Genomic DNA, 14,064 nt, shown 5'->3' on the forward strand with positions numbered 1-14,064 from the left:
ACCTGCTTAAAAACTTTGTAATAATGATTTCACGACTAAATACCATCCATCTACCATGACAAAAAGTAAAATCTTAAATGGAAGGGAAATCATAACCGGCGGAAGCATCATCATACCCATGGACATCAGGACACTAGCCACTACCATGTCGATCACCAGAAAAGGGATGAAAATCATAAATCCAATCTGGAAAGCTGTTTTGATTTCACTGATGGCAAATGCAGGAACAAGGGCAGTCAAAGGGATATCCTGAACCGATTCAGGAGTTTCAGCCTTTGAATATTCAAGAAATAAAGCTAAATCCTTTTGCCTCGTATGGGCACTCATGAATTCCTTGAAAGGTATTGAAGCCCTGTCATACGCTTGCTCCAAATTGATTTCTTCATTAAATAAAGGAGTCAGAGCTTGTTCATTCACTTCATGAAAAGTAGGTGCCATGATAAAGAATGACAGGAACATCGCAAGCCCGACCAACACCTGGTTAGGCGGCATTTGCTGTGTTGCAAGCGCCGTTCTGACAAAGGAAAGAACGATGATGATCCTTGTAAAACTTGTCATTAAAATCAAGATGCCTGGCGCAATCGAAAGGACAGTCAGCAGGAGCATCAGCTTTACGGATGTTGATACACTCTCAGGAGCACTGCTGTTGAAAAACTCCATAAACTCATTCATTTTTTTCTGACCCTTTCTTCTGTATCTCCTCAAGCATTTTCTTTCTTCCGCTTGCCATATCATTCAGCTGATTCTTCAGCAATGCGGAAAATTCGGAACGCTGATTGCCGCCATCTCTTTTCGCTCTTTTAAGCAACTTTGTCACAATATCGCTTGGCTGTACAAGCTGCTCCATTTTATTGTTATAATCCTGGATGACTTGGCTGTACTCTTCCGGGTCGTCTATTTCTTTTAACAGCTGTATATTCTCTCCCACGCCAACAATGAGAAGTTTATTGCCCGCTTTTACAATCTGAACCGATCTGTTGGCTCCCAAGCTTGTACCTCCAAGATTTTCAACAAGCTGCGAGCTTTTATACGTCAGGCTCTTTTTATTGATGAATTTGAGGAGGAAGTAGATTAATGCTGCCACAAAGGCAGTAGCAAGGATCATCCTGAGAAAATCAAGAAAACCGACCCCTACCTTGGATTTTTTATCGTCTGATTGCTTTGTTGTCTTATCTGCCTGTCCATCATCACACGACTCAGGGTTATTCATACAATCCTGCACGCTTTTATTTAGCTGCTCTGCGCTCACCAAGCCAATTGGACTGATCAGAGCAGCTAATAAGAAAAGAATTGTCGAGGCAGTTCGGATTAATCTTAACAATTTGCCGCACCCTCTAAATGATAAAAGTTCACTAGCTTAGTGTTTTGGAAATCGCTTCAATAACACGGTCTGCCTGGAATGGTTTTACGATGAAATCTTTAGCTCCTGCCTGGATCGCATCGATGACCATCGCTTGCTGGCCCATTGCTGAACACATGATGACCTTTGCGTTCGGATTGATTTTTTTGATTTCCTTTAATGAAGTGATGCCATCCATTTCCGGCATGGTAATATCCATTGTGACAAGGTCAGGCTGGAATTCTTTATATTTTTCAAGTGCCTGTGCACCGTCTGCTGCTTCTGCGACGACTTCAAAGCCGTTTTTTGTCAAAATGTCCTTAATCATCATTCTCATGAAAGCCGCATCGTCTACGACTAAAATCTTGTTCGCCATTGAAATTCCCCCTGAAGATTATTTTAATTTTTTAATGCGGTCGCTCTGGCTGATTATATCAGTAACACGGACACCAAAATTCTCATCAATAACTACTACTTCTCCCTGGGCAATCAATCGATTGTTAACCAGGATATCGACTGGTTCGCCAGCGAGTTTGTCCAGTTCGATGATTGAACCGGATCCCAGCTCAAGGATGTCTCTGACTGAGCGCTTCGTTCTGCCCAGTTCAACAGTTACCTGAAGCGGGATATCTAGCAGCATATCCAGGTTCTTTGTTTCCGCCTGCTGTGGCTGTGATGATTCGAAGCTGGAAAACACTGCTGGCTGGACCGTAGGCTGTGCGCCAGTCATCACATTGCCAAAATGCTGTGGTCCCGATTGCATCGGTTGAGAATAGCCATGTTGTTGTGGAACATTTTGATAGGTTGGCTGCTGATAATAAGCAGGCTCCTGATGCCCTTGATATTCCGGCTGTTGCACTGGTTGATAGTGGGCATTATTTTGGTTTTCCTGAATAGGATTCATTTTGCTATGTTCAACCGGATGACTTTGCGGGATAGCCGGTGACGGTTTTTCCGGTACTGCCTCCTGGGCTGCTCCTGGATTCAAGAGTTCGTCAACCAGGCTTTTGGCGAAAGTGACTGGCAAAAGCTGCATAATATTTGAATCTATTAAATTACCGATTTTTAACGAGAATGAGACCTTAACCAAAATATCATCCTCAGGAATCGATTCAGTGCCTTCACCTTCAATGACATTCAACAGATTGATATTGGGAGGTGAAATATCAACTCTTTTGCTAAAGACTGTCGACATGGAGGTAGCCGCAGATCCCATCATCTGGTTCATTGCCTCTTGTACGGCACTCAGCTGGATTTCGTCCAGTAAATCCCTTGGGTTCAATCCATCGCCGCCCAGCATTAAATCGGCGATGATTGCCGCGTCATTCTGCTGGATGACAAGCATATTGCTGCCGGTAAAACCTTCTGTGTAATGAACCTGGACGGCCACATAAGGATCTGGAAAAGCATCTTCCAATTTCGACTTGTGCACCACTGTAACCGTAGGGGTATTAATTTCTACCTTCTGGTTTAATAAAGTTGATAGTGCGGTAGCTGAACTGCCAAATGATATATTGCCTATTTCTCCTAACGCATCTCTTTCCATAAAAGAAAAATAGTCATCCACATTCATTGTACTTTCTGTTTCTTCTGCTTCATCAGAGGTTCCTCTAAGAAGCGCATCGATTTCATCTTGAGATAACATGTCATCGCTCACCATCATCGTCTCCTCCCTTAAATGTATCAAACACTTGAATGGCTAACTTTTTGTTCAATTTCCCTGGCTGTCCAACAAATTTAGGGATATCTCCGACTTTTATCAGTAAAGGCTGGTCTATTTGCTGATTCAGTTCAATTACATCGCCTATATCAAGCATCAGGAAGTCCTGAATCGAGATTTCGGACGACCCTATTTCCGCTGTAATTGAGACATCAGCCTTTTGGATTTCACTCTGCAGTACTGAATTTTCAATTGGCAAGCTTTGTTTCTTATCGGACTGCATCCAATATTTCACTGACAATTTAGGAATGATTGGCTCCAGAACGACATGCGGTATGCATATATTAATCATTCCGCTTGCTTCACCGATTGTAGTGTTCAACGAAATCACCACTACGGTTTCATTCGGGGAAACCATTTGCAAAAATTGCGGATTGATTTCAAATTCCGAAAGCTGCGGATCGATATCGGAAATTGACCCCCAAGCTTCCCTGAAATTTTCAAAAGCTTTCTCAAACATACTGGACATGATCCTGGTTTCGATTTCTGTCAAGCTATCGACTTTATTATGGCTTGAGCCTTTTCCTCCAAGCAGCCTGTCCATCATTGCGTATGCAATGTTAGGGTTGACCTCCATCAGGATCCTGCCCTCCAGTGGTTCTACATCAAAAACATTCAATATCGTCATTTTGGGAATGGACCGGATAAATTCCTCGTATGGGATCTGGTCTGCTGACGCGACACTGATGTTTACATATGTCCTTAACTGGGCGGAGAAAAAAGTAGTCAATAACCTGGAAAAGTTTTCATGGATTCGGGTAAGGCTGCGGATTTGATCTTTCGAGAAACGCAAAGCTCTTCTAAAATCATAAACTTTAACCCTTTTTTCTACTTGTTCTTTCTTTAATTCATCCGCATCCATTTCTCCTGTTGATAATGCTGATAACAAAGCATCAATTTCGCTTTGCGACAATACATCTCCCGACATGCTCCTCACCTCCATATAGTTACTGTAATATAATTCAATCTGTTATTGGAGGAGAGAACCTGTTATGTAGACCTTTTCGACCTTCCCTTCAAGCATCAGGTCATTTATCTTCGTTTTCAGGACTTCTTCAAGGTTCATCTTGCCTTCCTTGCCTTGCAGTTCTTCTGCCTTTTTCTCGGATAGTTCATAAATAATCAGGTTTTTCACCTGAAAATCTCTCTTTTCCAACTCTTCTTTTGCTTTTTTGCCGTCTGTTTCAATTTTAAAAGAAATTTTTATAAAATCATTTGATGCAAGGTTCGTCGTTACCTCGGGAATGTCTACGGAAGCCTCCAGCACCTCATCGATGCTTGGCTCTTTTTCACCATCTTCAGCTGTAAGTTTCATAACCGCTACAACTGCGATTGTCCCTACAAGCAATATGGCTACCAGCATGACCGACATAATCATTACCAGCTTATTATTCTTCATGATTCAGTTCCTCCAACATTCGCCCTCCAAGAAGGCCGACACTCTGATAAAATTCCTGGATTAATTTGCTCACTTCTTCTTCACTTTCCCTTACGACATACTTTCGTCCATTGGTCAAGGTAATCGTTGTGTCCGGAAAAGCTTCCACTGCTTCGATAAATAATGAATTAATCCTAAATGATTTACCGTTTAATTTCGTTACTTTAATCACTATAATTCACAGGGGCTAAAAGGATCTCCCTTTCAGCCCTGCTCCTCTCCTAGTCTATCGTTTTAGGTTAATCAATTCTTGAAGAATCTCATCAGAGGTTGTAATAATTCTAGTATTTGCCTGGAAACCACGTTGTGCCGTGATCATTTCTGTGAATTCTTCTGATAGATCTACGTTAGACATTTCGAGTGCTCCGGACGCTATACTTCCATAACCGTCCCCTGGAGTACCAATATTTGCTGTACCTGAGTTAACTGAGTCCTGAAACATATTGTTTCCTACCTTGCTAAGACCAGCTGCGTTACTGAATTTAGCTAGAGCAAGAACACCAAGAGTTTCTACTCGCCCGTTTGAGAAGACACCGCTGATTTCACCTGTTTGACCAATGCTGAAGCTTTCTATTGCACCCTGGGTGGTTCCATTAGGTGAGAATAGGGCATTCAGGTTCCCAGCAGTTGAAGTAACGTTTCCTGAGACAATATTTAATGAAACACTTTCTTCTGAATTACCTTTGTTTACCTCAAATGTTCCTGAAGTAGGTGAAAGCACACCATTCGTCATAGTAAGGACTAAGGAATCCAAATTGCTTTTAGTCTTATCTTGGATGGTAATCTTCCATGTTCCGGATGTAGAAGTTGATTCGACCTTTAACTCAACCGTATGTTCATTACCAGTACTATCTACTACTTTGATTTGTTGAAGCTGCTCAGTGTTACCCGCAACACCAGATGGGAAGTTACCATCAATTGTTAACTGATTTGTCTTTTGAGCTGGCAAAATAGAATTCACATCTACTTTTATATCCTCAAGAACCCCATTATTGTAGGATTGAACCTTGTATCCATCTCCATTAACCAAGGTCCCTTCCTCATCAAGGTAAAAATTCCCTGCCCGTGTATAAAACTGGGCATCTCCCTGCTTAACAACAAAATAACCATCACCTGAAATTGCCAGGTCAAGAGAACGACCTGTAGTTTGCAAACTTGATTGTGTATCAATAGTATCAATTGTTGCAATAGTGGATCCCAGTCCTACCTGCATAGGATTCTTTCCACCCTTTCCGTTTTGTGCAGCACTAGCACCGGAAATGGTTTGATTCATTGTGTCCTTAAAAGTAACACGGCCCTTTTTGAAACCGTAGGTATTTACATTGGCAATATTGTTGCCGATTACGTCAAGTTTTGTTTGGAAGTTTTTCATTCCACTGATTCCTGAGTACATTGAACGAAGCATTATTTAAAACTCCTTTCGATTTGGGGGCTGCTTCAATCGGTCCACAGCCCAGGCCTCCGTAAAGGTCCAGCCTATTTATTTTAATTTTCCATGACGATCGTTCCATTTATATTGGTGAATATTTGTTCCGCTGCTTCCTGCCTGCCCATGGCTGTAATGACCGTGTTGTTTTTCGCACTGACTATCAGCGCCGCGTCTTTCAGCAGAACAAGTGAATCACTCACGCCTTTGGCTTTAGCCTGACTAACTTTTTCCTCAATCCTGTTCCAACGCTCCTGGGATATGTTAATTCCTCGCTGCTCCAATCGTTCAGTTGCATGCTTGCTTATGGTCAGTCCATTCTTTGATTGGATTGCACTTTGCAATTGCAAGGAAAAAGGTGTTTGCGTTAACTTGTTGGCTTTCACAGGTTTTTGGTGATTCCTGTTAACAGGCAGTGAATGAATTGGACGGAATTGCGTTTTATCCATTACATCACTTCCTTTTGTTATTGAATTTTTGTAATCTGTGAAGAAATGATGCTTGTGTTTTTCTCATCATCCAGCAAGTAAGATGTCTTCCCATTTTTAAATGAAACAGACATGACATTAGCAGATTTCTCTTGGTTATTTTCATCAAGATAGGTAATGTTCTTTCCAATCAACATGCTCGCCTGCAGCATATGATTTTCGCTGGATAACTCATTGATCTGCGAGATATTCGCTGGTTCCAGGGTCGTGCCGTCCTCAAGTACAAAAGAAACGGTATCTTCCTTGAACTGGACTGAGGCAACCTTTCCATTACCTTGTTTAACGGTTTCCTCTCCATTTGCACTTTCTATCTTGTGCCAGGTAATATCCTTGCCCACAAACTGGCTATAGGATATCATTTTGTTTTGCTGTTCAGCCTGAACAAAACGGTCGATTGATTTTCCCATATTCGTGATTTGCTCAAGTGTCGAGAATGTCGCCATTTGTGCTATGAAATCTTTATCCTGCATCGGATTCAAAGGATCCTGATTCTGCAGCTGGGTCATCAGGATTTTCAAAAAATCATCTTTCCCGAGAATATCTGAACCAGCTTTCCTGTCCTTTTGAAGATTGGACAGCAGATAAGTAGAATTGATCGTATTCACCATTGTCTATCTCCTAAGCTTCAGTATTTAGCAGTGCTTCTTCGAAGGAGAGATTAAAATCCCCTTTTTCGTCTTTCTTTTCTTGCTGCCCTCTGTCTGACTGTCTTTGCTGCTGCTCGGAATCCTTGTTCAGGAATCGTTCTTGCTGAGCCTGCTGCTGAGTCACTTCAATCCTGTCAACCGAAAGGTTCTGCGCAACAAATGCCTGTTTTAGTCCATTAATCTGTGATTCTAGTGTTTCCTTTGCCGTACCAGAGGTGGTTATGATTCTTGCCATCATCGTTTGATCCCTCTGGAAAAGCTCGATCCGGATGCTGCCCAGGTGCTCAGGGAACAACTTGATGAATAATTTCTGTGTTCCACCACTGTTCATAAAATGCGATTTTGAAAGGATCGATTCAAACTGCTTCATTAATTGTTCAGCTGAAACTGGCCTTTCCGGGCTGTTCATCGTTAACATCAGCTGTTCAGCCCTGGTCATATTCGGAAGAAATCCAAGTGTTCCTGATGCTCCGTCCGTTTTTATGCCTGAATTCGGTTCTATTGAACTATTAACCTCTGTAAAAGTTTTTTTCGAGGAGAGGTTTAGGTCGCCAGCTAACTGGGTAAATCGTTGATGTAAATACTCCGTATGGGAATTGTTTTTATTGTTTCCTAACAGATTCTTTAATGTTTCACCAAAGTCTTTCAGCGATTCCTTTACAGAGTCAGAGTACTTAAACCCTTCACCATCAGCATATTTGCTCATTAGTTCATATAGTTTGAGTGACTTTAAGACTTGTACATCACTCTGGTTTAACTTCACCTTTAATTCATCCGCTGACTGATTAGAAATCTCCGCTATTATCACCGCTAAGGACGCCATTAGTTCCTCTTCAGAAGCACCTGCCAATTCACCCACATTAGGCCCGAACCATTTTTGGATAAACAGCTTCAATTCTTCATCATTGACGCCAAAATGGGAAAGCGCCTTACTTAAAAGGTTTCCAGAATCTGAATTCAGCATATCCAGAAGCTTTATTCCATCTTCCAGCTTTAATAGGGCCGATACGTTAATGAGTTCTGCCAGCGAGCTGAGCGTCTCTAGCTTTTCTTCATCCTTAGCTGCTTCAGTTGCGGCGGCTGGATTAGTTTTCCCTGATAAAACTGTTGACATTAACCCGGCAAAACTTCCATCTTTTCCTGTCATATCGGGTACTTGCTGCTTTCCCGCGGCAATGGTGTTAAAAAACCCAAGACTTCCTATTTCCATGTTTTCACCTCCTCTCAAGTCTTGTTACACCAACTAATTACCGTTCGTTTCGTTCGTCAGTAATTCTGTATATTTAGCTGCTTCTTCAGCTGGAAGTTTTTCCATAATGGCTGCAAGTGATTCCGGCTTGATATTTGTCAGAATCTTAACTGCTTCACCCGTGTCCATATTGGAGATAATCGGTGCCGCACTCTTTGCTGACATCGTTTCATATGTTTTGACGATTTCCCGGAAGGCTCGTTTGTTTTCTTCCTGGATCGCAGTCAATTCCTCTATTTGTGCCTGCAGCTGTGCTTTTTCCAGGTCCATCCGTTTCAGCTGTGTATCTTTGCTGTCGATTTTAGACTGAAGTTGTTCCATTTTTGCTTCCCGGTCTTTAATCTCTGCTTCAAGGCTGATGATATTTTTTTCAAATTCCTCGGTGGATGGCTGGTTCTCTTCACTCACATACTGAGAAATGAATGGTACTTTTCCGCCAATGTCCTTCGCAGTTTCAAAAATATTGATCCCTAGAATTGAAAGAGCAACCAGAGCAATAACAATTGCAAACATGCTAGGGATGGCAACCACCATCAAAAACCAATGAAACTTATTTTCTTCCTGACTATCCTTTTCCTCCACTTTCTGTGCCATTCGATCACCTAATTTCCCGGTTCATATATTGCTGAATCGAGACTTCGTCCATCATCCTGCTCTCTGCATATTTTTCAGCTGCAAGAAATTGAAGATGGTCTTTCTCTTTGATTTTTTCGTACTTTTTTACTTCTTGATTTTTTTCCATTAGCTTCACTTGTTGATAGTTCATGATATTTCTAGCGTTCATTACGACTTTTTGATAGTGAGCAATCGATTTTTCCAGATTTCCGATAAATTGTTGATGGTGTCGTATTTCCTGGACAGGTAAACCATCCAGCAGCCGGTCTGATTGAAAACACTCAATGTCCTCTTTTTTCTTCAGCAGATGATAGAGCCGGTCAGCAGCCTCTTCGAATTTTTTGACTGAATCCTGGTAAACGACTTGAGCTTCGTCCACTTCTCTCGTCTTGAGTGAAAGGATCTTATCAAACTTGAATTGATATCTCATTGAACCATCAACCTTTCCTAACTAGCTGCAATAGAGCCTGGACACTCTCATTTATTGAAACTTTTTCATTAGTTCCTTGTTTTAAGAAATTAAGGATTTGTGGGTATCTTATAATTGCTTCGTCTATTTCTGCAGATGTGCCTTTTTTATATGCGCCGATATTAATCAAGTCCTCAGCATTGATATAGGTGCTTAGCAATTCCCTCAATCTTTCTGCTGCTTTGACATGGTCATCGGAGACAATATTGTTCATGATTCGGCTAATGCTTTTTAACACGTTAACTGCCGGGTATTGGCCTTTATTGGCTAAGTCCCTGTCCAACACAAAGTGGCCATCAAGAATTCCCCGTACTGTGTCGGCGATCGGCTCATTCATGTCATCACCATCTACAAGCACAGTGTAAAAGCCTGTTATGGATCCAAATTCATTTGTGCCTGTCCTTTCGAGGAGCCTCGAGAGGATGGCGAACACTGAAGGAGTATAGCCTTTAGTGGTAGGAGGTTCGCCAACTGCCAGTCCTACTTCCCGCTGGGCCATCGCTACCCGTGTAACAGAGTCCATCATCAGCATGACATTCAATCCTTTATCTCGAAAATACTCTGCGATGGCTGTTGCCGTATAGGCACCTTTAATCCGCATCAATGCAGGCTGGTCAGAAGTTGCGACAACCACAATAGAACGTTTTAACCCTTCCGGTCCCAAATCACGTTCTATGAATTCCCTGACTTCCCGGCCACGCTCACCAATAAGTCCAATGACATTCAGGTCTGCGGTAGTATTTCTCGCGATCATTCCCAGCAAAGTACTCTTGCCGACACCGCTTCCGGCAAAGATCCCAACACGCTGGCCGCTGCCGACTGTGAGCAGACTGTCAATCATCCGGACTCCAACTTCGATTGGTTCTGAGATTGGCGGCCTGCTTAAAGGGTTGGGCGGATCTTGTTCAGTTGGAACGGATGCCAATCCTTTTGGCAGGCTGGATTGGTCGAGCGGAACCCCCAGAGAATCAACTACTTTCCCGATCAAACCAGGTCCAGCTTTGATTTCCAGCGGTTTCATTGTGGTTTCAACGAGACTTCCGGGTGATATATCATGAATGGATGTATAGGGCATCAAAATGACATTTTCATCTTGAAAGCCGACAACCTCGGCCTGGATTTTCCGCTTTTTCTTAGTCCCAACATGAATAAAGCACACATCACCTATTGAACTTTCAGGACCCTGGGATTCAATCATCAAGCCAACAACTCTTTTTACACGTCCATAACGTTTAAAACTATCCACAAAATCGACATGTTCCAATAAATCCTCGGCCTTCATTAATGTTCACTCTCCAGCATTTCAAACAGCTTAAGTTTAATTTCCTCCAATTGACTGTCTACACTTGCGTCAATCCTGCCATTTTCTGATTCTATGATGCACGAAGTCTCCTCAAGCTCATCATCCGGGTAGATATAAAAATCAATGTCCTTTGGAAAGATGGCAATCAGTTCTTCTTTTTGAGCAAGCAGGTCCTGGTAATGTTTTGGATGTACATGCAGCTGAATATCCTTATAATCTCTGGAGTTTTTTAATGCTCTTTTCACAAGGGCAAGAAAACCTTCAGCCGCTGCCAGTTTTTCACCAAGTATCTTCCCTGCAATTTTCACGCCGAGATCAAGTATGACCTTTTCTGATGATTCTATATGATTCTGGTAATCCCGTTTCGCCGCTTCAACTGTTTCCTGGGCAAACAGGATTGTTTGACGATAGTCTGCATAACCCTGGTTTTTGCCTTCTTGATAGCCCTGCTCAAAACCAAGCTGTCTGGATTCTTCGGCTAAAAGGGAACTTTGCTGCTCCCATTCCTGCTTTTCCGTGTAGATTTGCTGACGGATCTGCTCAGCTTCCTCAATGGCCCTGGACACAATGTTATCTGCTTCTGCTGCCGCATTATCCAGGATCCTTCTCCTTTCATCTTCTGTATGAGTGAAGACCTGCGGATCATCATGCTGATTTGATGCTTCCAACATCCGGATGGAAATGACCTTCTTTTCTGCAGGCAAGATACTGGTGTATTGAGATTTGATGAGCCTAGACAATAATATCATCTCCCCCGCCGCGGGCAATGACGATTTCACCGGCTTCTTCCAGACGTCGGATAATAGCTACAATCCTGGACTGTGCTTCTTCGACATCCCGAAGTCTTACAGGACCCATGAATTCCATTTCATCCTGGAAGGTTTCAACCATTCGTTTAGACATATTTTTAAAGACAATTTCTTTCACTTCATCACTTGAAACTTTAAGAGCAAGCATGAGGTCTTCATTTTCACAATCTCTGATAACGCGCTGGATTGCACGGTTATCCAGTGTGACAATATCTTCAAACACGAACATCCGCTTCTTGATTTCCTCTGCAAGCTCTGGATCCTGGATTTCCAGGGCATCAAGAATCGTGCGCTCGGTTGCACGGTCCACCCCGTTCAATACATCAACAACAGCTTCAATACCGCCAGTTTGCGTATAATCCTGAGTAACAGTTGCAGATAGCTTCCTTTCAAGAATCTGCTCCACCTCATTGATGATTTCTGGTGATGTGCTGTCCATCACGGCTATGCGCCGCGCGATATCAGCCTGGACATCCTGTGGCAGTTCAGACAAAATCTGGCCTGCTTGTGCTGAATCTAAATAAGAAAGTATAAGAGCAATTGTTTGCGGATGCTCATTTTGAATGAAATTAAGAATTTGCCCGGCATCCGCTTTTCGCGCAAAATCAAATGGCCTAACTTGCAGTGATGAGGTCAATCTATTAATGATCACTGCGGCCTGATCGGTTCCCAGTGCTTTTTCCAATACCGTTTTCGCATAGCCGATTCCACCTTGCGTGATATAATCCTGTGCCAGCGCGATACTGTGGAACTCTTCCAGAATTTCTTCCTTTGCCATCGAGTCAACCTTCTTAACACCAGAGATTTCAAGTGTAAGCTTCTCGATTTCTTCTTCACTTAAATGCTTATAAACCGAAGCCGAAACATCTGGCCCAAGCGAGATCAGGAGGATTGCAGCCTTCTGTTTTCCTGTTAATTCTTTTTGGTCTTTCCTCACCATTGGTCCTCCTCCTAATCCTCAGAAATCCATGTTCGCAATAATTTCGCGAAATCCTCTGGCTTTTCTTTCGCCATTTTTTCCAGCTGCTTTTTCTTCATTGTCCCCTCTGTCTCAAATTCCTTGTTCACATCAGGAACACGGATTTGCTCATACTTTTCTTCCATTACATATTCTTCTTCTTCAACTGCATTCTTCCTGGATCTCATGAATAGAAGCAGCAGGATTATGATTGCGGCGAGCAACAAACCTCCTACAAGATAGATCCACCAAGGCAGTTTTTCTACAACGTTATTCTCGAATGTAATCTTTCCATTGAACGGCTGCACGGATACAACGACCTTGTCTTCTATTAACTCATCGGTCAGCTCCGTTCCAAGAGCATCTTTATCAATCGTTGTCCTGACAATCGTACCCAGGATTCTTGTAATATCTTCTACTCTTTCCTGCGGCAGTGAACTTTCGTCATCCGGTGTCGGGGGTTCTACCATGACCTGGATGCCAAGGTCTCTCACCTTGTATGGGCTTTCGATAATTTCCTTGCGGATTCGGCTGACTTCATTATTTATTGTTTCTTCGACTCTTTCATAATCGCCATTCCCATTTGCACCCTCGAGGTATTGAGACCCCGTCGTTTCACCGGGATTTCCCCCTTCTGGAATTCCACCGGCCTGGTCGGCGTTGCCTGTGAAAGTTTCAGTAATCCGCTGGGCGCTGATTGCGATTCCTTCCATATTTTCTTGATCAACAGGCTCTACGATGTTTTCTTCCCTGTTTTCCTGGGTAAAGTCTATATCGGCAGTTACTGAAACGACTACTTTGTCGTGACCCATAAGAGTGCCCAGCATATTTTGCACTTGTCTTTGGACATCTCTTTCAATCTGCTGTTTAATCTGATGCTGGGAAGCAAAAGATGCGCCACTGGAATTATTTTCATTTTTTAAATCAAAATACTCAAAAAACTGATTCATGATGACGATATTATCAGTAGGAAGGTTCGGTACACTTTTAGCCACTAAATGATATAGTGCGCTTATTTGGTCTTCCTTGAATTGATAGCCTGGGCTTGTATTTAGCACGATGGAAGCCGATGCAGGCTGCTCATTATCGCTAACAAAAATTCCTTTTTCTGGAAGGTTAATCATTACCTTAGCATCGTTTACTCCATCGATCCCTTTCATCAAATTCGCCAATTCCGTCTGCATTGCTTCGAGTTTCAGAACAAAGAACTCATTGTCTGTCATGCCCATTCCAGCATTTTGGCTAAAAAAGGTATAATCGATGCTGCCTGACTTAGGAATTCCTTCAGCCGCAAGCTCTACTTTTAAGCTGTCAACTGACTCTGCCGGCACCAGGATCGTTTTCCCGCCATCGGTAATCTCGGATGGTATGCCTCTGGCATCAAGGCTCTCTTTGATACTCCCTGTCTCAGCTGGTGAAAGATTGCTGTAAAGTGGCTCAAGAGATGTCCTGGTAGTGAAATATGCTGTAAGGACGGCAACTATAAGAACAAAGAAAATAGACGCACCAAGACCTATTTTTTGCTTTCTGGTGCGCCCTTGCCAGAAATCCTTCATTGTATGTATATACTTTTGAACGGTTTCTTTCATTTCAATCCCCCGGT

The 14,064-nt window shown here is 42.6% G+C and carries 17 protein-coding genes; all 17 read right to left on the bottom strand.

From position 1 onward, the window contains the following. Nucleotides 1-6: 6 nt before the first annotated feature. The 17 genes from fliP to fliF all read right to left on the bottom strand — a co-directional run bounded on the left by fliP (nt 7) and on the right by fliF (nt 14,050). A complete protein-coding gene (fliP, locus tag J7I80_RS10230) occupies nt 7-672 on the bottom strand; it encodes a flagellar type III secretion system pore protein FliP (protein ID WP_214738155.1) in 666 nt (221 codons plus the stop codon). After that, on the bottom strand, nt 665-1,321 hold the full coding sequence (locus J7I80_RS10235; protein ID WP_251027698.1) for a flagellar biosynthetic protein FliO: 657 nt from the start codon (nt 1,319-1,321) through the stop codon (nt 665-667). Before J7I80_RS10235 ends, fliP begins: the two co-directional genes overlap by 8 nt. A 31-nt stretch (nt 1,322-1,352) precedes the next feature. Further along, on the bottom strand, nt 1,353-1,715 hold the full coding sequence (locus J7I80_RS10240; RefSeq protein WP_041967240.1) for a response regulator: 363 nt from the start codon (nt 1,713-1,715) through the stop codon (nt 1,353-1,355). A gap of 18 nt (nt 1,716-1,733) precedes the next feature. Continuing rightward, nucleotides 1,734-2,999, bottom strand: coding sequence for a flagellar motor switch phosphatase FliY (gene fliY, locus J7I80_RS10245; protein ID WP_214738221.1), 1,266 nt, complete (start codon nt 2,997-2,999; stop codon nt 1,734-1,736). Continuing rightward, complete coding sequence (gene fliM / locus J7I80_RS10250; protein ID WP_214738157.1) at nt 2,986-3,987, bottom strand: flagellar motor switch protein FliM; 1,002 nt, start codon at nt 3,985-3,987, stop codon at nt 2,986-2,988. Before fliM ends, fliY begins: the two co-directional genes overlap by 14 nt. A gap of 42 nt (nt 3,988-4,029) precedes the next feature. Further along, nucleotides 4,030-4,458 (bottom strand): flagellar basal body-associated protein FliL, encoded by a 429-nt coding sequence (fliL, locus tag J7I80_RS10255; RefSeq protein WP_214738159.1) that lies wholly within the window; start codon nt 4,456-4,458, stop codon nt 4,030-4,032. After that, entirely contained in the window at nt 4,448-4,669 is a 222-nt protein-coding gene (locus J7I80_RS10260) for a flagellar FlbD family protein (protein WP_214738162.1), read from the bottom strand. Before J7I80_RS10260 ends, fliL begins: the two co-directional genes overlap by 11 nt. Before the next feature lie 54 nt (nt 4,670-4,723). Next, on the bottom strand, nt 4,724-5,902 hold the full coding sequence (locus J7I80_RS10265) for a flagellar hook protein FlgE (RefSeq protein WP_214738164.1): 1,179 nt from the start codon (nt 5,900-5,902) through the stop codon (nt 4,724-4,726). Nucleotides 5,903-5,982: 80 nt separating this feature from the next. Beyond that, complete coding sequence (locus J7I80_RS10270) at nt 5,983-6,372, bottom strand: TIGR02530 family flagellar biosynthesis protein (RefSeq protein ID WP_214738166.1); 390 nt, start codon at nt 6,370-6,372, stop codon at nt 5,983-5,985. Nucleotides 6,373-6,389: 17 nt separating this feature from the next. Continuing rightward, on the bottom strand, nt 6,390-7,019 hold the full coding sequence (gene flgD, locus J7I80_RS10275) for a flagellar hook assembly protein FlgD (RefSeq protein ID WP_214738169.1): 630 nt from the start codon (nt 7,017-7,019) through the stop codon (nt 6,390-6,392). A gap of 10 nt (nt 7,020-7,029) precedes the next feature. Continuing rightward, a complete protein-coding gene (locus J7I80_RS10280) occupies nt 7,030-8,268 on the bottom strand; it encodes a flagellar hook-length control protein FliK (RefSeq protein ID WP_214738171.1) in 1,239 nt (412 codons plus the stop codon). A 33-nt stretch (nt 8,269-8,301) separates the two neighbouring features. Beyond that, complete coding sequence (locus tag J7I80_RS10285) at nt 8,302-8,901, bottom strand: MotE family protein (protein ID WP_214738173.1); 600 nt, start codon at nt 8,899-8,901, stop codon at nt 8,302-8,304. Between the two features lie 4 nt (nt 8,902-8,905). Continuing rightward, nucleotides 8,906-9,352 (bottom strand): flagellar export protein FliJ, encoded by a 447-nt coding sequence (fliJ, locus tag J7I80_RS10290; protein WP_214738175.1) that lies wholly within the window; start codon nt 9,350-9,352, stop codon nt 8,906-8,908. A gap of 7 nt (nt 9,353-9,359) precedes the next feature. Further along, nucleotides 9,360-10,673: a flagellar protein export ATPase FliI gene (fliI, locus tag J7I80_RS10295; RefSeq protein WP_214738177.1), complete on the bottom strand. Its 1,314-nt coding sequence runs from the start codon at nt 10,671-10,673 to the stop codon at nt 9,360-9,362. Continuing rightward, nucleotides 10,673-11,443 (bottom strand): flagellar assembly protein FliH, encoded by a 771-nt coding sequence (gene fliH / locus J7I80_RS10300; RefSeq protein WP_214738179.1) that lies wholly within the window; start codon nt 11,441-11,443, stop codon nt 10,673-10,675. The genes fliI and fliH overlap by 1 nt, the downstream gene beginning before the upstream one ends. After that, nucleotides 11,427-12,443 carry a flagellar motor switch protein FliG gene (gene fliG, locus J7I80_RS10305; protein WP_192470394.1) on the bottom strand — a complete coding sequence of 339 codons (1,017 nt, stop codon included), beginning with the start codon at nt 12,441-12,443 and terminating at the stop codon, nt 11,427-11,429. Before fliG ends, fliH begins: the two co-directional genes overlap by 17 nt. 11 nt (nt 12,444-12,454) lie before the next feature. Continuing rightward, the gene (gene fliF / locus J7I80_RS10310) at nt 12,455-14,050 is read right to left on the bottom strand and encodes a flagellar basal-body MS-ring/collar protein FliF (RefSeq protein ID WP_214738181.1); all 1,596 of its coding nucleotides are present in this window, start codon (nt 14,048-14,050) and stop codon (nt 12,455-12,457) included. Nucleotides 14,051-14,064: the final 14 nt, after the last annotated feature.

The organism is Bacillus sp. ISL-41, from assembly GCF_018613235.1.
Taxonomy (GTDB): Bacteria; Bacillota; Bacilli; order Bacillales; family Cytobacillaceae; genus Mesobacillus.